This window comes from Streptomyces sp. NPDC050546 (assembly GCF_044457425.1).
Taxonomy (GTDB): Bacteria; Actinomycetota; Actinomycetes; order Streptomycetales; family Streptomycetaceae; genus Streptomyces.
The window spans coordinates 415,942-438,708 of the sequence record NZ_JBITGX010000008.1; the positions used below are offsets into that span (position 1 = coordinate 415,942).

The 22,767-nt window shown below is 70.9% G+C and carries 21 protein-coding genes; 11 read left to right on the top strand and 10 right to left on the bottom strand.

Features of this window, described 5'->3' with window-relative positions:
• Positions 1–87 precede the first annotated feature (87 nt).
• The 5 genes from ACIBK5_RS22325 to ACIBK5_RS22345 all read left to right on the top strand — a co-directional run bounded on the left by ACIBK5_RS22325 (position 88) and on the right by ACIBK5_RS22345 (position 6,423).
• Entirely contained in the window at positions 88–1,785 is a 1,698-nt protein-coding gene (locus ACIBK5_RS22325; RefSeq protein WP_399021637.1) for a DUF2264 domain-containing protein, read from the top strand.
• A gap of 101 nt (positions 1,786–1,886) precedes the next feature.
• The gene (locus ACIBK5_RS22330; RefSeq protein ID WP_399021639.1) at positions 1,887–2,657 is read left to right on the top strand and encodes an isocitrate lyase/phosphoenolpyruvate mutase family protein; all 771 of its coding nucleotides are present in this window, start codon (positions 1,887–1,889) and stop codon (positions 2,655–2,657) included.
• 348 nt (positions 2,658–3,005) lie between these two features.
• Positions 3,006–3,935, top strand: a complete 930-nt coding sequence (locus ACIBK5_RS22335; protein ID WP_399021641.1) for a hypothetical protein — start codon at positions 3,006–3,008, stop codon at positions 3,933–3,935.
• Positions 3,936–3,974: 39 nt separating this feature from the next.
• The gene (locus ACIBK5_RS22340; RefSeq protein ID WP_399021643.1) at positions 3,975–4,298 is read left to right on the top strand and encodes a hypothetical protein; all 324 of its coding nucleotides are present in this window, start codon (positions 3,975–3,977) and stop codon (positions 4,296–4,298) included.
• A 43-nt stretch (positions 4,299–4,341) separates the two neighbouring features.
• Positions 4,342–6,423: a hypothetical protein gene (locus tag ACIBK5_RS22345; RefSeq protein WP_399021645.1), complete on the top strand. Its 2,082-nt coding sequence runs from the start codon at positions 4,342–4,344 to the stop codon at positions 6,421–6,423.
• 43 nt (positions 6,424–6,466) lie between these two features.
• Here the strand turns inward: ACIBK5_RS22345 and ACIBK5_RS22350 are convergent, their stop codons facing one another.
• The 3 genes from ACIBK5_RS22350 to ACIBK5_RS22360 all read right to left on the bottom strand — a co-directional run bounded on the left by ACIBK5_RS22350 (position 6,467) and on the right by ACIBK5_RS22360 (position 8,732).
• Positions 6,467–6,778 carry a protealysin inhibitor emfourin gene (locus ACIBK5_RS22350; RefSeq protein WP_399021647.1) on the bottom strand — a complete coding sequence of 104 codons (312 nt, stop codon included), beginning with the start codon at positions 6,776–6,778 and terminating at the stop codon, positions 6,467–6,469.
• 74 nt (positions 6,779–6,852) lie between these two features.
• Positions 6,853–8,064, bottom strand: a complete 1,212-nt coding sequence (locus ACIBK5_RS22355; RefSeq protein ID WP_399021649.1) for a M4 family metallopeptidase — start codon at positions 8,062–8,064, stop codon at positions 6,853–6,855.
• Between the two features lie 260 nt (positions 8,065–8,324).
• Complete coding sequence (locus ACIBK5_RS22360) at positions 8,325–8,732, bottom strand: hypothetical protein (RefSeq protein WP_399021651.1); 408 nt, start codon at positions 8,730–8,732, stop codon at positions 8,325–8,327.
• A gap of 228 nt (positions 8,733–8,960) precedes the next feature.
• On the opposite strand from ACIBK5_RS22360, the gene ACIBK5_RS22365 reads away from it, so the two are divergent.
• Both ACIBK5_RS22365 and ACIBK5_RS22370 read left to right on the top strand, forming a co-directional pair.
• The gene (locus tag ACIBK5_RS22365; protein ID WP_399021653.1) at positions 8,961–9,677 is read left to right on the top strand and encodes a hypothetical protein; all 717 of its coding nucleotides are present in this window, start codon (positions 8,961–8,963) and stop codon (positions 9,675–9,677) included.
• A gap of 58 nt (positions 9,678–9,735) precedes the next feature.
• Positions 9,736–10,494 (top strand): hypothetical protein, encoded by a 759-nt coding sequence (locus ACIBK5_RS22370; RefSeq protein ID WP_399021655.1) that lies wholly within the window; start codon positions 9,736–9,738, stop codon positions 10,492–10,494.
• 62 nt (positions 10,495–10,556) lie between these two features.
• Here the strand turns inward: ACIBK5_RS22370 and ACIBK5_RS22375 are convergent, their stop codons facing one another.
• Together ACIBK5_RS22375 and ACIBK5_RS22380 are read right to left on the bottom strand one after the other, a co-directional pair.
• A complete protein-coding gene (locus tag ACIBK5_RS22375; protein WP_399021656.1) occupies positions 10,557–11,546 on the bottom strand; it encodes a phosphotransferase enzyme family protein in 990 nt (329 codons plus the stop codon).
• On the bottom strand, positions 11,539–12,129 hold the full coding sequence (locus ACIBK5_RS22380; RefSeq protein ID WP_399021658.1) for a TetR/AcrR family transcriptional regulator: 591 nt from the start codon (positions 12,127–12,129) through the stop codon (positions 11,539–11,541). Before ACIBK5_RS22380 ends, ACIBK5_RS22375 begins: the two co-directional genes overlap by 8 nt.
• A 209-nt stretch (positions 12,130–12,338) precedes the next feature.
• On the opposite strand from ACIBK5_RS22380, the gene ACIBK5_RS22385 reads away from it, so the two are divergent.
• From ACIBK5_RS22385 to ACIBK5_RS22395, 3 genes are read left to right on the top strand one after another with little or no spacing between them, the layout of a single operon-like run.
• A complete protein-coding gene (locus ACIBK5_RS22385; RefSeq protein WP_399021661.1) occupies positions 12,339–14,096 on the top strand; it encodes a S8 family serine peptidase in 1,758 nt (585 codons plus the stop codon).
• A 30-nt stretch (positions 14,097–14,126) separates the two neighbouring features.
• Entirely contained in the window at positions 14,127–15,203 is a 1,077-nt protein-coding gene (locus tag ACIBK5_RS22390; protein WP_399021663.1) for a ComEC/Rec2 family competence protein, read from the top strand.
• Positions 15,200–16,480 (top strand): patatin-like phospholipase family protein, encoded by a 1,281-nt coding sequence (locus ACIBK5_RS22395; protein WP_399021665.1) that lies wholly within the window; start codon positions 15,200–15,202, stop codon positions 16,478–16,480. Before ACIBK5_RS22390 ends, ACIBK5_RS22395 begins: the two co-directional genes overlap by 4 nt.
• A 1-nt stretch (position 16,481) precedes the next feature.
• On the opposite strand, the gene ACIBK5_RS22400 is transcribed toward ACIBK5_RS22395, so the two are convergent.
• Together ACIBK5_RS22400 and ACIBK5_RS22405 are read right to left on the bottom strand one after the other, a co-directional pair.
• Positions 16,482–17,801 (bottom strand): jacalin-like lectin, encoded by a 1,320-nt coding sequence (locus ACIBK5_RS22400; protein WP_399021667.1) that lies wholly within the window; start codon positions 17,799–17,801, stop codon positions 16,482–16,484.
• 116 nt (positions 17,802–17,917) lie between these two features.
• Positions 17,918–18,661: a hypothetical protein gene (locus ACIBK5_RS22405; protein WP_399021669.1), complete on the bottom strand. Its 744-nt coding sequence runs from the start codon at positions 18,659–18,661 to the stop codon at positions 17,918–17,920.
• Positions 18,662–18,830: 169 nt separating this feature from the next.
• Between ACIBK5_RS22405 and ACIBK5_RS22410 the strand changes: the two genes are divergently transcribed.
• Positions 18,831–20,126 carry an MFS transporter gene (locus ACIBK5_RS22410; RefSeq protein WP_399021670.1) on the top strand — a complete coding sequence of 432 codons (1,296 nt, stop codon included), beginning with the start codon at positions 18,831–18,833 and terminating at the stop codon, positions 20,124–20,126.
• On the opposite strand, the gene ACIBK5_RS22415 is transcribed toward ACIBK5_RS22410, so the two are convergent.
• From ACIBK5_RS22415 to ACIBK5_RS22425, 3 genes are read right to left on the bottom strand one after another with little or no spacing between them, the layout of a single operon-like run.
• Positions 20,116–20,922, bottom strand: a complete 807-nt coding sequence (locus tag ACIBK5_RS22415) for an ABC transporter permease (protein WP_399021672.1) — start codon at positions 20,920–20,922, stop codon at positions 20,116–20,118. The genes ACIBK5_RS22410 and ACIBK5_RS22415 overlap by 11 nt on opposite strands.
• A 1-nt stretch (position 20,923) precedes the next feature.
• Positions 20,924–21,727 carry an ABC-2 family transporter protein gene (locus ACIBK5_RS22420; RefSeq protein ID WP_399021674.1) on the bottom strand — a complete coding sequence of 268 codons (804 nt, stop codon included), beginning with the start codon at positions 21,725–21,727 and terminating at the stop codon, positions 20,924–20,926.
• Between the two features lies 1 nt (position 21,728).
• Positions 21,729–22,724 (bottom strand): ATP-binding cassette domain-containing protein, encoded by a 996-nt coding sequence (locus ACIBK5_RS22425; protein WP_399021676.1) that lies wholly within the window; start codon positions 22,722–22,724, stop codon positions 21,729–21,731.
• Between the last annotated feature and the right edge of the window lie 43 nt (positions 22,725–22,767).

The window sequence follows — 22,767 nt, forward strand, 5'->3', positions numbered from 1 at the left end:
GGGGCGCTCCAGGTCCGACCTGTCGGGTACGGCCGGTCGGGGTCGATCCGAGCGTCCGAGCACGAACCCGCGCACGAAAGAGAACCGATGCACCTGCCTCCCGCCGACGGCACGACGTCTCCGTTCACCGGCTACACCCGCGCCCACTGGGAGGCGGCGGCCGACGCGCTACTCACCGCCGTCGAGCCCTACGCCACCGACGACCGCGCGCTCTACTACCTGCCCGGCGACCGGACCAGCTGGTCGGGCCGCCTCTCCGACGGCCTGGAGGGCTACGCCCGCACCCTCCTGCTGGCCGCGTTCCGCCGCGACGAGAAGGCCCTGGAGCGCTACGCCACCGGCCTCGCCGCCGGTGTCTCGGGCGTCTGGCCCCGTATCGAGGACCGTGGCCAGCCCCTGGTGGAGGCGGCGTCGATCGCGCTCGCCCTGCGTCTGACGCGGGAGCAGCTGTGGGACCGGCTGGACGACGGCGTACGGCAGCGGACGGCCGCCTGGCTCGGCGACGCGCTCACCGCCGAGGCATGGCCCTGCAACTGGGAGCTGTTCCCGGTGACGGTGGGCGGTTTCCTGGCCGAGGTCGGCCACGAGCCGGACGCGTCCCGCGCGGCGATCGACCGCGGGCTGGAACGCATCGAGCAGTGGTACCTGGGCGACGGCTGGTACACCGACGGCGACGGCCGCAAGTTCGACTACTACAACGGCTGGGCGATGCACCTCTACCCGGTGCTGCACGCCTGGCTGGACGGGGACGAGCGCCTGCTGGACCTCTACGGCGACCGCCTCTCGCGCCACCTCTCCGACTACGCCCGGCTGTTCGGCGGCGACGGTGCCCCGATGCACCAGGGGCGTTCCCTGACGTACCGCTTCGCGACGACGGCCCCCCTGTGGCTGGGCGCGCTGACCGCCCGTACGCCCCTGTCGCCGGGGGAGACCCGGCGCCTTGCCTCCGGAGCGCTGCGGTACTTCCTCGACCGGGGCGCGGTGGACGACAGGGGCCTGCTGTCCCTGGGCTGGCACGGCCCCGACGCCTCCGTCCTCCAGGGCTACTCGGGCCCGGCCTCCCCGTACTGGGCGAGCAAGGGCTTCCTCGGCCTGCTCCTCCCGGCGGACCACGAGGTGTGGACGGCGGCGGAGGAACCCGGACCGGCCGAGCGCGATGACGCCGTCACTCCTGTCGGCCCGCCCAACTGGCTGCTCCAGTCGACCCGTTCGGACGGTGTGGTCCGCCTCCACAATCACGGCAGCGAGGACGTCCGCTACGACCCCTACTACACGCGTCTGGCGTACTCGACGGTGACGGCCCCGTCCCCGTCGACCTCCCCGTCGTACGACAACAGCGTGATCGTCGGCGACGACCCGAGCCGCACCGGCATCGAACCGCTGGGCGTCGGCGAGGGCTGGGCGGCGTCCCGGCACACGGCGGGCGCAGGGGCGCGGGTGACGAGTGCCGTGCTGGCGCGCGGGGCCGTGGAGGTCCGGGCACATCTGGTGACGGGCGCGGAGCCCGGCACGCCGGTCCGGGTGACCGGCTGGCCGGTGGGGGAGGGTCTGCGGGCCGAACTCGTACCGGCGATCGGACTCACGGACTCCCTGACGGGCGTCGTGGGCGAGACCGCCACCCTGTTCGTCGCCCTGGCCCGCCTGACGGCCGAGCCGGACCCCGCCCCGCTGGAGGAGTCGGTCTCCGTACGCGCGGACGATGCCGGAGCACTGGAGGTCCGCTGGAGCGACGGCGGCGTGACACGGGTCCGGCTGACGGACTCGGGCGTGGACGTCACGGCTTGAGACGGGCGATCCTCAGGGCCGTGGCGGCGGGGAAGGCTGCCACGGCACTCGGAGGCCATGCTTCGGTCCGCGCCGAAGCGATCCGCGCCTAGCGTGGCGCCATGTCTGCCTTCGCCGACCTCCACCACGAAGACGAGCCCCTCCTGCTGCCCAACGCCTGGGACCACGCCTCGGCCCGGGCCCTCGCCGGGCAGGGCTTCCGGGCGATCGCGACGACGAGCCTGGGCGTCGCCGCGGTCGCCGGACTGCCCGACGGTGTGGCGGCGACCCGCGAGGAGACGCTCCGGCTCGCATTCGTCCTGGGGTCCGAACCGTTCCAGCTGTCGGTCGACGCGGAGGGCGGCTTCAGCGACGACCCGGACGAGGTGGCGGAGTTCGCACGCGAGCTGCACGCCGTGGGAGCGGTCGGCATCAACCTGGAGGACGGCCTCGGACCGGCAGCCCGGCACGCGGCGAAGATCGCCGCGGTCAAGAAGGCGGCACCCGCCCTCTTCGTCAACGCCCGCACGGACACCCACTGGCTCGGTGACGGTGACACCACGGACACCCTCACCCGCCTCGACGCCTACCGGCAGGCGGGCGCCGACGGCGTGTTCGTCCCCGGCCTCACCGACCTGCGGCGGATCGCCGCCCTGGTGCGCCACATGGACGTCCCCCTCAACGTCCTCTACACGCCCGGCGGCCCGGCCGTCCCGCACCTCGCCGACGCCGGCGTCCGCCGCATCAGCCTCGGCTCGCTGCTGTACCGGAGGGCGCTGGGCGCGGCGCTGGAGGCGGCGGCGGACATCCGGGCGGGCCGGCCACCGAAGGGCATGACGCCGTCGTACGGCGAGGTGGCCCTGCCCCCGACCCGCCAGGACGTGCCTCTTTGACGGGTCAGTCTGAACAGCCCCTGCGGCAACGGCTGTTCACGCAGGGGGGCGTCCTCGCGCTCCTACGTCTCGGGAGCTGTGCGAATTTCCGTTCAACGTAGGACTGTTGAAGCAGCTACGGAGACTGGCGGTGGACGTGCCGCCGAGTCGACGTCACGTTCGGTGACGTCGGCCATGGCTTTGGATCGCGGCGATCTCTCCGTCCCCCTCGTCGACACCCGAACGGACCTCTGACGGTCCTCCCCGCGCGTCAGCCAGACCACCCGGCATGACACTCGAACCAAGGGGCCTGAGGCGGTTTGTGCCGATACAGGCCCAGCATCGCCACCCGCATCGGAGGTAAGCGTCATGCTTCGCGTCACCGTCCAGATCTTCTCCGGCCGACCCAACCCCACCTGGGTCGTCACCGATGAGGACGCCGCTGGAACCCTGCTGGAAACCGTCGCCCGAGCGGCGGGCGACACGATCGGACTGCCCGGTGCCGGGTACGACGGTCTCGGCTACCGGGAGGTGGTGGTCACCACGGCGTCCGACGACATGACTGCCTGGCCCGAGCGGCTGCCGCAGACCTTCGCGCTCGGCACCATCGCGGCGGCCGACCCCTCGAGGTCCGGGGAGCTGGCCCGCCGCCTCATCGCCGACATGCCCCAGTACGGCGATGTCACGCTGGTCGAGCACGCTCTGACCCCGGTCGACACGCAGACCCGGGACTTCGTCCTGGAGCAGCTCGACACCTTCTTCGAGAACCCGCCCGCCTGGAACCGCGGCATGCAGGCTCCTCCGCAGCCCCCGGAGAGGTCCAGCACCCAGGAGCGGGACGCCAAGGAGACCTGCTGGTACGAGGTGAGCCAGTTCAACCCGGACTTCTGGAACCGACCGGAGGTGCAGCCCCACAACAACTGCTACAACTACGCCCGCAACCACCGCACCGACACCTTCGCCCAGCCCGGCCGGGCACACGGCGCCCAGACCAGCAACATGGCCTGCGCCAGCGTCACCAAGGCCGCCCTCGCCGACGGGCTGGTGCACCGGTACCACTGCCTGCCGGACTCGGAGAAACCGCGCCGGCTGATGGCCCTGGCCGTCTGGCCCGGCTGGGACTACCACTGGTACCGGGAGCAGAAGGGTGACTTCTGGGGGCACAAGCCCGGAGGCACCGCGGCCCGCAACTACGACAACCGCGGCGCGCTCATCACCAACCCCGAGACCTGCGACCGCGGTGGTTACACCGACTTCTGCGGCTACTTCTACGCAGGCAGGTCCGTGGTCATCAACTGAGCTGCCCGCGTACGGGATCTCGGAGCCACGGAGACCGATGTGATCGTCGAGCTGGACGTGTTCAGCGGCCGCCCCAACCCGCGCTGGCGGCTGGACGACGAGGCGCGGACGACCTTCCACCGGCTGATGGCCGGTCTCGGACCGGCGGCGGCCCCCGCGGCCACGCCGCCCGGCCTGGGCTACCGAGGCTTCGTGGTCGAGGACGGCGACCAGACCTACCGGATCTTCGGTGGTCTGGTCGCCACCGGTGACAGCGTCCTCGCCGACTCCGCGAGGACGCTGGAACGCTGGCTGCTCGCCGGACTCCCAGAACGGTACGAGGCGCTGCGGCCGACGGTCATCCGGACGATGGCGGACGGCTGACCGACAGAGATACGTGATCGAAGACGTAGTCGAGGGAGCAAGCATGTACGACAGGATCGCCTCGGACCACCCGCGTCCGTCCGGCATGGAGTTCGCACCGCCGCCCCTCGCCGCCGGTACGGGAGCGCTGCCCTTGGCGGAGCCCGTCGAGACGGGCGAGAACCTGGGCTCAGGAGAAGGGACGCCGGTACGGGAACGGCCCACCGCCGAGATCCATGACAACCATCCCGAGGCGACTCCCTTCCCTCCGTTCGCGGCCCCCGGTGTCGGCCTGAAGCAGGGCTGCTACCAGCTGACCATCCGCCCCACGCCCGCGCTGGTGTCGTATGCGGGAACTCTGCGGGTGGAGCGGAGAGGCAGCAGCACCACTGCGAGCGGGGACCTCTACCGCTTTCTCAACCTCCCGCTTGCGCTGCAGGCCAACGGGCACGCGGGAGCGGCCGAGACGGGCCACTCACCGGCGGTCCTCGCCGGCCTCGACCCCACGGCGCTGGGACGCCCCGAGATACCCGTCCATCCGAGGAACAAGTACTACTCCTATCTGAAGGTGACCGGGATCCGGCAGAGTCCGCCGCTCCCGCCCGGACCTCACCTGGTGACACTCACCGTCGAGGAGTACTGCTACACCCAGCCCTCGCCGGGCTCGTTCAACGGCACGTTCCCGGCCGGCCCCAGCCGTACGTTCACGATGGTGCTGCACCCCGTGCCCACCCCTCCGATCCTCGGCGGGCCCACGTTCGAGGGGAGCCTGACGGAGGCGGGGACGCCCCGGGCGACCGTCACCCTGCGGTGGATCTCTCCCCACTTCCGGCGTGCCACGGTGGAGGTGGACACCCTGACCGGTGCGGTCGCGCCCCAGCCGACGCCCGACGCGTCCGGCACCGGGACGGAGGACGTCCGCACCGTGTTCGCCTCCGCCAACTGGGACGTGACGGTCGAGTACGACCAGATCGAGATTCCCGTGCCCGACGGCGTCACCAGTACGAACTGCTGGAGCCATGCCGACCTGCACCAGCTCATGCGGGCGGTGCGCAAACCGACGACCGACCTCGACAAGGAATGGCGGTTGCACCTCGTCGTCGTACCCGCGCGAATCGGCTGCGGCCGTGGCGTCATGTACGACACGGTCGATGTGCCGAGAGAGGGCGTGGCCAGCTTCTGCGACGACGGCTACCCCTCGGCCGAGTCCCCCTTCTTCGGTTCCGCGGCGGACCAGCGGCAGCGTGACGTGTCGCGGGCGTTCCTGCGGAGCGCCTGCCATGAACTGGGGCATGGCTTCAACCAGGTCCACCAGGAGCAGGAGGGCGGTGCCGACAACTCCATCATGACGACGACGCCCAGCGTCGCGAACGTGCTGGGCGGCCCTCCCGGAGTCTTCCCCACGGACATCGTCCTGGCGTTCAACGAACACGTCCGGCACCACCTGATCCACTGGCCGGACGTGGCCGTCCGCCCCGGTGGGCTGACCTTCGGCTCAGGGCACAGCACGAGCGTCCCTTCCGTGGACCGGCTCTTCTTCAGCCCCGACGAACTCCACCTGAAGCTGGAGGTGGACCACGACAAGATCGACCTGGGTGAACCGCTGTGCCTCTCGTGGACGCTGTCCAACCGGACGCGCCTGCCCATCCCCGTGCCCTCCGACCTCGGTATCGAGGCACAGCACGCGTTCATCAGGATCACCGACCCCCACGGCCGGCAGAAGACACTGCGCTCGATGGTGATCCGCACGGACCACGTGGCGCTGAAGCCCCTGGAGGCGAACAGCGACCTGGGAGCCGAGGCCAGGGTGTACTGGGACTCGGACGGATTCGCCTTCTCCGCACCGGGCCGTCACCTCGTCGAGGTCGAACTCCTGTGGGCCCAGGGCACGGTTCCTGTCGGGGCGAGAGCGACCGCTGACATATGGGTGAACTACCCCCAGTCCCGCACGGACAACGACGTCGCCGCCACCCTTCTCCACCCCGAGGTCGGAATGTACGTGGCCCTGGGCGGGGCCGCGCACCTGCGGGAGGCCGTCAACCGCCTCGACTCGGTCGCGCGCATGGCCGGGTTCGAGAACCAGCCGGAACCGGGCGCGCTGCGGGGCTACGAGGGCATCACGCCCGACGTCCTGGTGCACCGCTGACGACCGACGCGAGGCTGCCCGGCGGCGTGCCTCGACTCCTCTCTCACTCCCGCCCGGCATGCCCCTTGAGCCACCGCAGCAACGCCGCGAACTCCGGGGACATGTCCGTGTCCGACTGGACGAGAACGGACGAGTGGCCGCCCTCCTCGACCGTGATCGAGTAACTCATGGCATCGGGTGCGCGCCTGCGGGGCTCCGGGTCTCCCGCAGCCGCCGCCGGAACGGCCGCGGCCACCAGCCGGGACAACTCGGCCGCAGCACTCTCGGGCAGGGCGTGGGTGTCCACCACGTCCGGCGGGAGGCCGGCGAGTACCGGCGCCGCCAGCCCGCCGTGCGTCGCCAAAGTGACCTTCATGGCACCTCTCAGCCATCCGCCGCCCGCGCTGTTCACACAGAGGAACATGGCGTCGGCCGCCCGACCCCTCGACGTCAACCGCCGGCCGTCACACGTCCCTTGAGCGCGGCCACGTCCCGGCTCAGCTCCTGTACCTGGGTCGTCAGCGCCCTGACCGCCGCGATCGCCTCCCCGTTCTGGCCGGCTGTGCGACGGCGCGCCCTCGCGAGCCCGGCCGAGACCCCGGTGATCGAGATGCCGACCTCCTGCCACGCCCCGAGCACGGCCATCTGTTCAACGCTGCCGGCCTCGTACAGCTCTCCGGCCTTCCGGTACGTGGTGTCCGCGAACTCCTGGAACCGTGTCTCGCTGTTGGACGCCTTGAGAGCCTCGTACCAGATGAGTCCGGCTGCCTCCCACGAGTGTCCGCCGATGGTCGCCGCCGCCAAGTAGAACGCCTTGTTCGGAATGCCGGAGTTGTAGTGCACCCCACCCCAGTCTCCCTCGTAGGTGTCCGGCATGTTGACGTACTTGGACATGTGGTCCGGCTGGGGGTCCTTGCCGAACTTCTCGACGTTCCACGCATGCCCGGGAGCCTTCATCGATCGCAGCGCGTCGGCCTCGATCTGTGGCGTGAAGACCTCACGGCCGATCAGCCAGTCCGCCTGCTCGGCCGTCTGACTCAGCGTCCACTGCTCGACCATCGCCCCGAACACGTCCGACATGGACTCGTTCAGGGCTCCGGACTGCTTGTGATACTCGAGCCCAGCGATGTGCTCGGTCACCCCATGCCCCAGTTCATGGGCGATCACGGAGATGGAGCCCGTGAGGTCGGAGAAGACGCGGCCGTCCCCGTCACCGAACACCATCTGGCGCCCGTCCCAGAACGCGTTGGCGAACTCGTAGCCGTAGTGGACGTATCCGTCCAGGCGCATCCCGTGACCGTCGATCGAGTTCCGCGCGAACACCCGCTGGAAGAAGTCCCGCGTCTTGCCGAGCATGTCGAATGCCCGGTTGACGGAGACATCGATCGACTCCGGCCCGTCCTCGGACCGCGCCAGAACCGCGAAGGGCAGAGACGTGGTGTTCCGGCAGTCGTAGATCGTCCTACGAGCGTTGCCGGGAGTGGCGATACCGGGGAAGGCTGCTCGGACCGCTCGCTCGCCCCGCAGATGGGCAGTGGTGAGCATGGTGTTCAGCGCGGCCTGGCGGACCTCGCCGTCATCACTTTTCAGCAATCTTTCGAGCAGATACGGAGGGGTTATGCATTGAGGGGTTATGCAATGATGTCGAAATTCGCTGGTCATCGCGATACTCCTTGAATCAGGGGGAGTCTGTTCCTCGCTGCGGACCGACGGGCCCGTGACCATTTCACCCATCACAGGATCATGGTGTGAGCTGCCTCACATACCCATCATTGCACGTTCCGGGGTCGACGCCACATCGCGTTTCGCTGGAGCGGAGCGGCCTCAAATTTGCACCTTCACACAACTCGAGTGACGGCCAATTCGCGCTCCCCGCTCCTTTCCAGACCGACCGTCAGGTCCGCGCCTGTCAGGCGGAATGCTCACACGACGTTCCAGTTGTCTTCGCCGAGCCAGCCTTCGGGGTCGGTGAGATCGTCGGGGACATCGAGGGTCGGTGTCACGATGGATTCATGGCTGGACCGCGCCAAGCCGGCGTAGAGCTTGAAGCTATGTACAGCGAAGGCGTCGAGCTTCGATTTCAGTCGTGGCCCGACGGCCACGGTGAAGGAATTAGGGCTCTCGCTTCCTTGAAAGGTCCACTCGGTGATCCACAAGTAGGTTCGCTCTTCGGTGTGGTCCTTGACGATCACATGGCGATCGTCATGCAACCCCGCCCTGCGGCCCGTGAACGTTCGCGCAGCAGGAAGAAGTTCTTCGGCGGCGAATCGAGCGAACGCGTTCTCGTCCGCCTCGGGGCGCAGCGTGATGTGATGAATGCAGATCGCCATGCCTTCTCCTCTTGTGTCCGGAGGCCTGGTTACCGTACGGAGCGTTTCCTTCACGTCCGGCTGGCTCTGCCGGCGGTGCGATTCCGCCCCGATGGGCTACACGGAGCCGCTCCCGCTCCCCGTGGTGCCGCGTGCGGCCTCTCGGACGGTGTGAAAAAATTGAAGGCAGTTCCCGAGAAGCCCAGTTGCCTTGACCGAAGGCGGGGGCTTCGAACGGAGGTGAGAAACATGGCGGCCACTGATCCCAAAGCCACCCACGGAATGCTGGTGGTCGGGGAGGAGACGGCGTACCTCTCTCACCTGCCCATGTTCATGCGACCTCACGACTTCCAGGTCCTGCTCGAGGCCACCTTCACCAACGACGCGGGCGACGCGCAGCAGGTGTACGTCGACGACCGGCGGACGACCGGGACAGCCGTGTACACACTGAGACCCGAACGTTTCGTCCTGACCGAGCTCGTCGGCGAAGACGGGCAACCCGCACGCACGTCGTTCACCGGCACCCTGTTCCGCGGCCACTTCGAACGCGGCGGAACGGAAATCCTGGACCCGGTGACGGTCGACGTACGGCACGTCGTTCACTTCCGGCGGTTCGACCGCCACGCCGTCCGCCCAACGGACCTGACCTACCTGGCCTTCGGCAAGGCTGACGAGCGATTCCTCGCGCACCTCGTCACCGTGCCCCCGGACTTCGACCACGTCGTTGCGATGCGGCAGGCTCCCGGTACCTCGCGTGCCGAGCTCACCGACGAAGTGCTGCGGAAAGGGCCGGCTCTCGCGATCGCCGCGAGGCCCGACGGCCCGGACGGCAGACTGCGAGAGGGCGACCAGGTCACGGCGGGCTTCGTCGGCGAGGGGCCGGCCGGAAGCGACCTGCGGCTCGTCACGGGGCGGGAGTTCTACCTCGAGGAAGGCGAGCTGGCAGCAGGGGGGCACTCACACTGAAACCCGGCGCCACAACATGAGGATTGCACCCCCCTGAAACATGTGCAGGAGCGATGTCATGAGCTTGCTTCCAGCCGAGATCAAGGTCAATGTCGAGGGCGATGTGCCCGGTGCGCTGTCGGCTCTCGGGAGTTCGCGGGGTGCGCTGACATCGCGCCGGATCTGGTTCGCCGAAGACCGGCAAGGGGCCGCCGAGGGGCGGGTCCCGTTGTTGGACAACGGCGTGATCGTGCGCTTCAGACTGGGCGGCGCATCGGAGGATCTGACGGTCAAGCTGCGTCCGTGCGAGCAAGAGCAGCTGGTCGGCCGGTTCTCCGACGCCTTCGAAGCGGGACCCTTCACCTACCGGATCGAGGAGGACTGGTCGAAGAACGGCCGCGTGCTGGCGGCCGCTCTGGTACGCGACTGTCCTCCTGGGACGCTTGGCGACGCGGTGGAGCGGGGAGCCGATGCCGGCGCGGCGACGGACGCGGTGCAGAAGCAGTTCCTGGATGCCTGTGCGCCCTCCGTCCCGCTCGACGGGCTGGTCGCGCTGGGGCCGGTCCTGTCGACGAAGATCGAGGACGTCCCGCTCGACGACCTGAAGGCCGATCTGGAGGTGTGGTCGGTGACCGGCCTGGAGTTCCTGGAGGTCTCGATCCGGGTGAAACCCAAGGACGAGGACGACCGGGAGACGTTCACGGCACGGGCCGAGCGCAAGCAGCGGAAACTCCAGGAGGCGGTACGGGAACGCGGGGTGCCCCTCTCCGAGCACCCTGAGAACAAGACCCGCCGGGTACTCACCGCCTTGGCTGCGGCCGCAGGCCGGCTCGCCTGACCGGTCCCCTCAGCGTCGTCGGCTGCTGCCGAACAGGCACATCCGATCAACTGACCAACCGGTCAGAGAGACACCCTCCAGCCGTCGAGCGCGGCGACCAGCAGGGCGACGGCGGCCAGGTCCGGTACACCGCGCAGGAAGGCGAGGGCCTGGTCGCCCGCGAACGCGCGTTGCGCATCGGTCACGGTGGGATCGACGGCCGTCTCGGCCTGTACGTGGACGTAGTTGAGGGCCGTGGCGAAGAGCATCGAGAACGACTCCGGGCCGGTGATGACGGCCGGACCCCCGGCGTCGCGGTAGGCCCGTGCCAGCCGCCGGGCGGATTCGATGTCCACCTCGTTGCCGCCCGACCAGATGTAGAGGGCCCGGGCGAACTCCCGTTCCGCCGAGACCGGCCCCGCGTTGTCCCAGTCGAGGAGGACCGGCCCGTCCGCGCCGACCAGGACGTTCTGCGGCTGGAGGTCGAGGTGCGAGGTCACGAGGCCGCGCGGTGCGGACGGGGTGACCCAGTGCGCGAGCGGGGGCGCGGACGTGGCGATGAAGCCGCCGAGCTCGTCCGACCAGGGCAGGCGGGCGTCCCGCACCTTCTTGAGCACGTCGTCCCACTCGGCGTCGTCAGGACACCGCTCGTACCAGCCGCTCGGGGTGTCCACGGCGCCCTCCCCGGCCTGGTGCAGCAGCGCCATGGCCCGGCCGAACCAGTCCAGCACGTCCGGGTCGGAGGCGTCCGCCCGGGTGCCGTCGACCCAGTCGTACAGCTTCACCCAGGAGCTGCCGCCCGGGGTGTCGAGGCGGGAGACATGCGCGCCGTGCCGGTCGGGGTGGAGCCGGGGCGAGGCGATGCCGAGGCGCTCCGCGGAGTCCCGTAAGGCCGCCTCGCGGCGTACCTGGGCTTCGTCGCAGCCGAAGAGGAGCTCCTTCACGGCCCAGGAGGAGCCGTTCCCGGAGAGTCTCCAGATCTGGCCCAGGGCGCCCCGGGTGACGGGCGTCATCGTCCAGGGGCCGGTGCCGAGCGAGTAGGTCTCGGCTATCGAGCCGGCGGCGTCACGCATCGGGGGTCCTCTCCTCGCGGGGCCAGGTCAGAAGCAGGGCGTGCAGGGCGTCGATGGCCCGGTCCCAGGACGCCTGTACGTCACGGCGCGCCCCGAAGGCGCCGTTGGACTCCAGGGCGCAGTAGCCGTGGAAGGTGCTGCGCAGCAGGCGCACGGCGTCGGTGAGGTCGGGTTCCTCCAGGCCGTAGGCGCGGAGCATGCCGTAGGTGACGTCGGCCGTGCGGCGCATCGCGGGGGAGTCGGCGAGGAGCTCCTGGTCGACGGGGATCTGGGTCGCCGCGTACCGGCCGGGGTGTTCGAGGGCGTAGGCCCGGTAGGCACCGGCGAAGGCGGCGAGGGTGTCCCGGCCGGCTTCCCGCCCCTCGACCGCCGCCGCGATCCGGTCGATCATCTCGCCGCCCGCGAGGAGCGCCATGCGGGTATGGAGGTCCTTGAGGTTCCGGACGTGGGTGTACAGGCTGGCGTCCCTCACGCCGAAGCGCCGCGCCAGGGCGGACAGGGTGACACGCTCGAAGCCGGCCTCGTCGGCGAGGTCGGCTGCGGCCGCGACGAGGCGGTCGGGGGTGAGGCCGGCTCTGGGCATGGGGGTTCTGGGGGTTACCTCTCGAAGAGGGCCGGGACGGTCATGCCGCGTCGGTGTGCGGGTCCCACAGACGCTCGGTGATCGTAGCCTGACGCCCAGCGGTTGCAGTGCCCATGACCAGGGCGGAAAATGAGATCAGGCCCTCGCGCCGCCCTCGCGTCTCCCACCGCCTCGCGCGGGGCCGTACGCACAGCGCACCGGGAATCCACATGGACCGAGCCGATCTCGCAGCGGTGTTCTATGGGGAGGGACCCGTACCTGTCCTCTGGGCCACCTACTGCCCCGTCCACTTCGACGTGTGGCTGGCGTTCGCCCAGCCGCCGCGGCCGTCCTCGGCGGGACGCCAGGACCTGATCCTCGCGATCCGTGAGGAGTACGGCGTCGAGCGGGTGCTGGAACGTTTCCAGAGCCGCGGGCTGATGGAGAAGTGCCGTCCGATCGCCGCCGGCAGCTTCGTGGCCGCACAGCTGACCCTGAAGGAACTCGTCAGCGACCTGTTGCCGTTGACCAGCCTCGCCGGCGCGGTGCGGGTCGCCCACGAACTCGCCGGGACCGGCGGCGCGGACGGCGTCGAGGCTGCCCTCGCCGGACACGTCAGGACCCCCGCCACCAGCGAGATCCACGACAGCATGGAGCGCCGCCAGGAACGCGGCCGCCATCTCACCTGGCTCCTGCGGCTGCTGCACCGCGTCGTGGAGAACGCGCGGCCGGACCTGGCCCGGAGCGACACCCGCGAACAGGAGGTGACCGGCGTACTCGTCGACATGCTCGACGACGTCGTCGTGGACACCACCCCGGTGCGCGGGCCGCACACCGCCGTCGGGCGCGTGGCCGACCGCAGGCAGAAGTACCCGATCGTCTCCGTGACGACGAACCGGCCGGCGACCCGCGCTGTCGTACGGTCCCGGCGGACGATCAAGGCCGACGCGGCGGAGCAGGTCTTCTCGGTCGACACCGCCACCATCGGATGGGCGGTGGTCGACAGCGGTATCGACGCACGGCACCCCGCCTTCCACGACTGGGACACCACCGGCCCGACGCCGCAGCCGCTGGAGACGCGCATCGCCCGCTCCTTCGACTTCACCGGCGTACGGGAGAAGCTCTCCGCCGACGTCCTCGTGGGCGGCCTCGTCAACTGGGCGGCCGCCCTGCCGTCCGTCGAGACCACCCCGGCCCCGGGACAGCCCGCCCGGCCACCGCCCGGCGACCAGCACGGCACCCACATCGCCGGCATCATCGGCGGCTGGTGGCCGGAGCTGGACTTCCGCGGCATCTGCCCGCGCATCCGGCTCTACGACTTCCGGGTCCTCGACGACGAAGGGGGCGGCGACGAGTTCTCCATCGTCACCGCGCTCCAGGCGATCCGTCACATCAACGAGCAGGCCGGGCGGTTCATCGTCGCCGGGGTCAACATCAGCCTGTCCGTCCCGCACGACGTCGCCAGCCACTCCACCGGCTGGACACCCGTGTGCGTCGAGTGCGACCGCCTGACCCGGTCGGGTGTCGTGGTCGTCACCGCGGCCGGGAACGCGGGGTTCACGGGCGGCACCGCGCACACCCTGGGCGCCGACTACCGGGACATCAGCATCTCGGACCCCGGCAACGCGGACTCCGTCATCACCGTCGGCTCCACCCACCGCAGCAACCCGCACCGCCACGGCGTCAGCTACTTCTCCAGCCGGGGCCCCACCGGCGACGGGCGGCTCAAGCCCGACCTGGTGGCGCCCGGGGAGGACATCGACGGCCCCATCCCCGGCGAGGGCATCTCCGCCATGCACGGGACCAGTCAGGCGGCGGCCCATGTCAGCGGAGCCGCCGCCATGCTGCTCGCCCGCCACCGGGAGCTGCTCGGCCGCCCGGAACGCGTGAAGGAGATCCTCTGCGCCACCGCGACCGACCTCGCCCGCGAACGCCACTTCCAGGGCCATGGGCTCGTCGACGTACTGCGCGCCGTGCAGTCCGTCTGACGGGCCGAACCACCAGCCAGGCAGGTTGACATGTATACCTTCGATTTCCTCGACGCCAAGCACGGCGACTGCTTCCTCGTCCGCTGGGGCACACCCGACGAACGGGTCATGCTCGTCGACGGCGGTCCCGGCGGTGTCTACCGGGCCTCGCTCCGCGGCCGGCTCCAGCAGCTCGGGACGGGCGGCGACGCCCCGCCGCACCTCGACGTCGTCTGCCTCTCCCACGTCGACGACGACCACGCCGGCGGGCTCGTACGGCTCTTCCGCGACATGAGGCAGGCCCAGCAGGACGGGGACGCCCCGCCGTACGCGGTGGACGCCCTGTGGTTCAACTCCGTGGAGGAACTCGTCGACAAGCGCGCACCCGGGCTGAGCGCCTCCGTCCGGCCGCTCGTCGAACGCGCCGCCACCGACGCGGCGGTCGCCGCCAGCTACCAGCAGGGCCGCGACATCCGCAACGCGGCAAGCGCACTGCACCTGGACGGCAACACCCCGTTCGGCGGGCCGCTCACCGAAGGAGCCGAGACCACCCTCGGCGACCTGGACGTCACGGTCGTCGCGCCCGACGAAGCGGCGCTGGAGGAACTGGAGGAACGCTGGCGCAAGGCGAAACAGCGCGGCGACCCCGACGTCATCACGGCGGCGTACTCCGACTCGTCGGTGCAGAACCTCTCCAGCATCGTCCTGCTGCTGCGCCACCACGGCCGCACCGCGCTGCTCACCGGCGACGCCCGCGGCGACCACGTGCTGACCGGGCTGCGCGAACTGGGCCTGCTCGACGACTCGGAACCGCTCCACGTCGATCTGCTGAAACTGCCGCACCACGGCAGCGACCGCAACGTGGAAGCCGGCTTCTTCGAGCAGGTGCGGGCCGACCACTACGTCGTCTCCGCCGACGGTGTCCGCCACCACCATCCGAACGAGGACACCCTGCGCTGGCTCGTCGAGTCCCGGGCACCGGACGACGAGTACGTCGTCCACCTGACCAACCACATCCCGTTCGCCGAGGAGGAACTGACCCGGCTGAGCGAGGGCCGCGCCTTCGGCGTGGACGTCCGGGCGCCCGCCGAGCAGGCGCTCGTCGTCACGATCGGAGACCGGCCATGACCTCCGCCCGGCATGCCCCGGCCCCGCCCGCGCCCCCGGCCGAGACCGTGCCGGCCGCCGCTCCCGGATGGATGGTCGACTCGCCCGCCCTCGGCACCGGCCTCGTGGCCCGCCCCTGCGGTGACACCCTCCGCCCGGCCGAACCGCCCGCCACCGCGCACCCGGTCGCGCTCGCGATGTCCGGCGGGGGATTCCGCGCCACCCTCTCCGCACTGGGCTTCGTCAGGCTGCTGGCCGACACCGGGCTGCTGGCCCGGCTGCGCTACTCCTCCTCCGTGTCCGGCGGTTCGGTCGCCAACGGCTGCCTGGCCACGGCCTGGCCCGCCCTGCGGCAGGAGGGCTTCACCGCGCGTGCCGTGGACGAACTCGTCATCGCACCGCTCGTCGACCGGGTCTCCTCCCGCTCCCTCAAGCGTGCCCTCCTGCGCGGCCTGTGGCGGACCCTCGGCCCCACGACCCGCACGGACCTGCTGGCCAGGCGTCTGGACGACTGGTTCTTCGAGAGGACCGAACTGGAGGGGCTGGATCCGCAGGTGCGCTGGATCGTCAACGCGGCCAACCAGACCACCGGCGCCCGCTTCACCTTCGAACGCGACGTGTACGGCGACTACACCATCGGCCTGGCTCCCACGGCCGGCACACGGCTGCGGCTGAGCCGGGCCGTGTCCGCCTCCGCGGCGGTGCCCGGCGCCTTCCCACCCGTCGTCCTCGACCGGCGCCCCTTCCCGTGCGCCACCCACCCGCCCGCGCTGCTCGACGGCGGTACGTACGACAACACCGGCCTGGAGGCCATCGACGGGGACCGCTACCGCCACACCTTCCTGTGCGTCCTCAACGCCGGAGGACTGCTGCGCCCCGGTGTGTACGGGCGCGTCCCCGTCGTCCGCGATCTGGCCCGGGCGAACTCACTGCTGTACCGGCAGAGCACCACGCTGCGGACCCGGGCCGTCGTGGACCGTTTCGAGAAGGCGAGGGCGGCGGGACCGGACGGCGAACTGCCGCACGGTGCCCGCCGGGGAGTCCTCGTCCAGCTCTCCACCGACTTCCCGGCCGAGGGCCCGGACGCCCTGCGCCGCTGGCGCGCGGCCTTCGCCGAACACCCCGCCTTCGACGGCCGGCACCTGGCCCTCGTCCCGACCGTCTTCGACCGCCTGGACCCGGGCCTGTGCCGGGCCCTGGTCCACCGCGGCTGGTGGCTCGGCGGCGCGGCCCTGGCGACCTACCACCCGGAGCTGCTGCCCGCCGATCTGACAGCCCTGAACCCGCCGGGAGCCTGACTCAGCGGATCGGCGCGTACACCACTCCCAGCTTGTCGACCTCGGTTCCCGCGCGGCCCGTGAAGCCCACGATCTGCCGTCCGGCGGGGGCCGTGAAGGTCTTCGCGTCGGAGGCGGCCGTACCGGCCGACAGGGTGCGGCCCTTGTCGGTCGTGAACGCCGCCGAGAACAGGCGTGTACGGCCGTCCTTCTGGCCCTGCGTGAGCCTCACCGAGGTCAGGTGCTCACCGGCCGCCAGCGTCAGGGACGTCGCCGTGCCACCCGTGCCGCCGTGGGCGAGCGTCGTACCGCCGTCGTGGGTCAGGGACACCGCGTCCAGGCGGGCGCTGCCGCGCAGGGTCAGCGTGCGGGGAGCCGGGGTCGCGGGCAGGTCGTCCGCGTCGTTGAAGGCCGTGCCGTGCGGACCGCCGAAGAAGTCGCTCGCGCGCAGGGCGGAGTCGAGCCGGTAGGTGAAGTCGACCGCGTGCGGGAAGTGGTCGGAGAGGTTGGCGCCGGCCGGGTCGAGGAAGGACGCCCACTCGTTGCTGTAGCGGGTCGCGTTCAGGCTGAGCAGCTTGCTGCCGCGGTAGAGGACCTTGTCCACGACCTCGCAGTCGTTCGTGGGCGCTGTCGTGGGGCAGACGAGCGCGTCGCTGCCCTGGGCCGGGGGCGTACCGCCCTTCACCCGCTGGACCCACGCGTCGGTGAGGCCGTTCTCGCTCAGCAGGGTGCGGATGTTGTCGCCGGAGCGCGTGTACCGGGTGTTCGTGTCGCCCATGACGATCACCGCGTTGCCCGCGGAGTTCGCCTGGATGAAGTCGGAGAGCTGCTCGATGTTGGCCCGGCGGGCGGCGAGCGCGTCCTCGGTGGCGTCGGCGTTGGTGTGCACGTTGTAGAGGTCCAGGAAGACGCCCTCGGCGAGCCGGACCCGGGCCAGCGAGAAGCCCTTGGGAGTGAGGCAGTTGGTGCCGGTGCACTTGTTCCACTTCACCCGCTGGAAGTCCTCGAAGGGATGGTCCGAGAGGGTGTTGAGGCCGTCGCCGAAGGGGACACCGCCGCTGGTGGCGGTGCGGTGGGCGTGGTCGTCGCCCGCGTACAGGGCGGCGTGGTAGTTGAAGTCCTCCTGCACATTGACGATGTCGTACGCCCCGAGCCGAGGGGAGATCAGCGGGGTGTTCTTCTCCGGATTACCGGAGCTCAGGCCCTCGGGGAGGCCCGCGACGTTGTAGGTGAGGACGTTGAAGGAGCCGGAGTCCGCGGCGACGGCGGGTGTCGCGGCGGTGGCGGCCAGGCCCGTGACCGCGAGGGCGGCGGCCATGAGGGTGCCGATCAGTCTCTTCATGGGGGGTGTCTCCGGTCGGGGAGGGCGGAGGGAAGAAGATGAACGGTGCTCAGGTTCGTGGGCAACACCCGTGGAACGCAAGGGAAGTCGGGAAAACAGTGGGAGACGCCCCGGCGTCAGGAGGGACGCAGCAGCTCCAGGTCCGTCCTCCAGGAGTCGAGCACTCCGCCGTGCCCGGCCCGCCGCGCCGCCCCCTCGATGCCGGTGAAGAGCGCACGCTGCGTGTCCGGGTCGCCGTCGGTGAGCAGGCGCTCCACGACGGGCAGCAGCCGGTCCGCCTCCCACCGCCGGTCGCCCAGCGGGCTCCGCTCCAGCTCCCACCGCAGGTACTTGTTGTAGGGCCGGACACGGCGGTGCAGCGCGAAGAGCACCTCCAGGGCGTACGGCACGGACTCGGCGGCGTCCAGATGGCCCATGTCCGGGTGGCCGTCGCGGTAGCTCTTCAAGGAGCGGTAGGTCTGGTTGACGTAGGCGTCGAGCCAGCCGTCGACCGCGGCCCGGGCCTCTTCGGCGCCCAGCCTCCGCTTCTCGTCGAGGATCCGGGCGATGTCCCCGTCGAGCCGGTCGAGCAGTACCTCCGCGTGGACATAGGAGTAGCGCGCGAAGTGGTCGGGACGGCCGGGCATGCCGCGGGTCCGGAACTCCGCCAGCGGGATGACGACGAGGTCGAGGTGGGCCGAGCGGAACCCGTCCAGTTCGACGAGGGGCGAAGCGGCCTCGTCCCCGACGACGACATGCAGGTCGTGGTCGGAGTGGCCGGTCGGCATGCCCTCGTGGACCTGGGAGCCGCTGAGGACCAGGCCCACGACTCCGGGATCCTCTGCCGCCCGTGCGGTGAAGGCCGCCAGTGTGTCGCTCACGGTCCGGACGGTACTGCGCCCGCACCGCGCACCGAAACCGATTTCTTCCTGCGCCTGCGGATCGAGTCCCGTCGGACAGCCCGGTGTACGCCGGTTTCGCGGGTGCGGCACCCCGCGGTCGTCGCGGTCGGCCGTAGGGTGGCCGTGCATCGGCGACGGGGGAGGGCGCATGACGCACGAGGCGGCGCGGCGTGAGGACGAGCCCGGCGGCGGCACGCCCTCGGACGTCGGCGACGACGGCTTACGCGGCACCCGGCCGCTGTGGCGGCAACGGGACTTCGGGATCTTCTGGACCGCGCAGACCCTCTCCGTCCTCGGCGACTCCTTCGCCCTGATCGCCCTGCCCCTGCTGGTCCTGGAGGCCACGGGCTCGGTCGCACGGATGGGGCTGCTGACCGCGGTGGGCGGGGCGGCGTCGGTCGCGGCCGCGGTGTTCGCCGGAGCGGTGGTGGACCGGGTGGACCGGCGCCGGCTGCTCATCGGCTGCGACCTCGTGCGCATGGGGCTGTACGGGGTGATCCCCCTGGTGTGGCTGTTCGGCCCGCAGATCTGGCTGCTGTACGTGGTGCTGCCGCTGTGCGAGGCCGTCGGCATGCTGTTCGCGGTCGGCTACGTCACCGTCGTGCGCGGCCTGGTCGGCACCGGGCAACTCACCGAGGCCAACGGCCGGTTGAACGCCACCGCCGCTGCCGCGGGCGTTCTCGGTCCGCTGTGCGCGGGACTGGTCGCCGCCTGGTCCGGGCCGGCCGCGGCCGTCGGCGTGGACGCGGCCAGCTTCGGGGTGTCGGCGGCGCTCCTGTTCTTCGTACGGTTCCGCAGGCGCGCCCCGGACGAACAGCCGGGCAAGCGCACCGGACTGTGGCAGGACCTGCGCACCGGCATCGCCTTCCTCTACGGCCACCCCGTGCTGCGCTCGCTCACCGTCCTGCTGTTCGTCTTCAGCTTCCTCACCCTCGGGATCCACGACCTGGTCATCTACCACCTCAAGCACGACCTCGGCCAGGACGACGGCACGGTCGGCACCGTCATGGCGGCCGGCGCGCTCGGCACCATCGCCGGCGCCCTGCTCGTGGCCAGGCTCCGCCGCCGCCTCGGCTTCGGGCTGACCTGGACCGGCTCGGTCGCGGGCTGCGGGCTCGCCTTCGCCGGTCTCGGCTGGGCCCGTGACGTGCCCGTGGTCGCGGCCCTGTGCGCCGCCTTCCTGGGCTGTGCCGCCATGGGAGGCACCTGCTCGCTGTCGTACCGCCAGGAGGTGACCCCGGAACACCTCCTGGGCCGGGTCACCTCCGCGTTCTGGACCCTGCACTACGCGGCGGCACCGATCGGTGCCGCCGTGCTGACCTGGGCGGCCGAGGAACAGGGCACGACGCCGGTCGCGCTGGCCGCCGGAGCGACCTGCGTCCTGCTCGCCGCGGCCGCCCTGTTCACCCCCGTGCGCGGGGCGGGCCGGACCGTCAGCCGTTGACGCCGCTGTAGTGCCGCAGACTCCACCGCCACAGCAGCCGCGCCCCCAGATACGCCAGCAGCCCGAGCAGCGGTGAGGCCGCCGCCAGCCAGTAGGGCACACCGGTCGTATGCCCGTGGCCGGTCAGGACCGCCGCCGGGAAGTAGGCGACGAACGCGAGCGGTAGGCCGTAGGTCAGGAAGCCGCCCACCGCCCTGGGCAGCACGTTCAGCGGGTAGCTGCCGAACGTGCCGAGGAGTTCCTCCAGCCAGCGGCCCCACATGTCGGCGGCCGGGAAGCGCAGGGACGCGCCGGCCACGACCGTGAACAGGGCCGCCTCCAGGAGCATGCCGCCCAGCACGGCCGCGATCAGATACGTGATCCGCCCCGCCGTCCAGTCCAGGTCGCTGCGGGACAGCGCGCCCACCATCAGCCCCGCCGCCACCGTGAGGTCCCCGATGGCGTTGGTGGGGAAGAACGCCAGCTGGATCTGCCGGTGCACCGGCATCGGGCGCATCAGATAGATGTCGATCCGCCCCTCCTGGACCTGCCGGCCGGCCCAGTGCATCCGCCCCAGGAACAGCACGAACAGACCGTGCGCCAGCATGCGCGTCGCCGGGATCAGTAGCACGTCCGAGCTGTCCCAGCCGCCCATCCCGGCGAACCGGGACAACAGCACCGTGGCGAACACGATCACCGACACCTGCCAGATTGCCCCGATCGCGATCATCAGCAGGAACTCGGTCCGGTACTCCATCTGCGCGCGGAAGTTGAGCGCGGTGACACGCCACACGATCCGCAGAGCCTTCAGCGACATCTCAGCCTCCCTGCGAGATCACGCGCCGGGCGGCCCGCCGCCACAACAGCCGGGTGAACAACGCCAGCACCACGACCCACCCGGCCTGCACGCAGAGCTGGAAGGCCGCGTCGGACAACGGGATCCGGCCCACGTACAGCGACAGCGGCACGCTCAGCGTGGCCTGGAAGGGCAGGAAGGCGCTCATCGTCACGAACCAGTCAGGGAAGAACCACAGCGGCGCGTACACGCCGGACAGCAGGTTCTGCGCGAACAGCAGGATGAGCATCGCGGCGGTGTTGCGGATCGTCCAGAAGCACAACTGGTCGAGCACGAGCATGACGTAGTACAGGACCCACTGGCCCAGCAGCATGCTGAGCACGAACACCCCGGCCACCGCGGCCGAGCGGGGCGGGTCGACGAGCCCGGCGGCCAGGCAGATCACGTACCCGGTCAGCGCCCACGCGAGCCCGTACAGCTGCTCGCCCGCGGCCCGCAGGGCGTAGTAGCGCTGCGGCGGCAGCGGGCGCAGGTACCAGTAGACGATGGTGCCGAAGTGCATGTGCTGGAGGACCGTGTCCCGGCCCGCGTACTGGTCCAGCTCCCGCAGCCGGGAGGCCAGTACGGCCAGTACGGCGTAGGTGACCGCCTGGTCGCGGCTCAGGCCGGCGGTCGTGCCGGAATCCGCGTACAGGCCGCGCCACAGCGACCAGACCAGGACCACCTGCACGGCCAGCCGCAGCGCGACGGCCGTCATCCGGGGCGGGGCGTTCAGCTCGCCCAGCGGGGTGACGCGGGCGGCGCGCCAGGCGTGCAGCACGGCCATGTCAGACCTCCCCGGCATGCACGTACGCGGCCCGCATCACGTCCTCCAAGTCCGCCTCGTCCAAGGCGATGTCGGTCACCTCGTACCGCTCGATCACCGCCTTGAGCGCCTGGTGGACGGTGGGCGCGTCCGCGCCGTCGGGGCCGAAGACGACCTGCGCGCCGCTGTGCCGCAGCAGTGTGATCCCGGGCGGCGGCAGGACCTCGGCGTGCGGGTCCGCGAGCGTGGCGCGCACCTGCCAGGTGGATCCGAACTTCCGGCGGATCTCGTCGAGGGTGCCGTCCAGGACCAGCCGGCCGTGGTTGACCAGCACCACCCGCTCGGCGAGCCGCTCGACCTCCGTCATGTCGTGCGTGGTCAGCAGGACCGTACGGCCGCGCTGCTCCACCTGGTGGCGCAGGAACTCCCGCACCTGCTCCTTGACCACCACGTCCATGCCGATGGTCGGCTCGTCGAGGAAGACCACCGGCGGATCGTGCAGCAGGGCGGCGGCCAGGTCGCTGCGCACCCGCTGGCCGAGGGAGAGATGGCGGACCCGGGTGTCCCAGAAGGACGACAGGTCCAGGATCTCGTCGAACTCCTCCAGCCGGGCGGCGTGCTCGGCCTTCGGCACCTCGTAGATGTCCCGCAGGATCGCGAACGACTCGCGCACCGGCAGGTCCCACCACAGCTGGGTGCGCTGCCCGAACACCGCGCCGACGTTCCGGGCGTTGCGCTCCCGCTCCCGGTACGGCACGACGCCCGCGACCCGGGCCTCGCCGGAGCTGGGCGTGAGGATGCCGGTCAGCATCTTGATGGTGGTGGACTTGCCGGCGCCGTTCGGGCCGAGCAGGGCGAGGAGTTCGCCCGGGGCCACGTCGAAGGTGATGTCGGAGACGGCGTGCTTGGCCACCCGCTCGGGGTTGACCAGTGAACGGACCGCGCCCAGGACACCGGGGCGGCGGACGGTGGTGTGGAAGGTCCGGGACAGTCCGCGGACCTCGATGGAGACACTCAATCGACCCACCTGCTTCCATGCGATGAACACAGGTGCGGCCGGT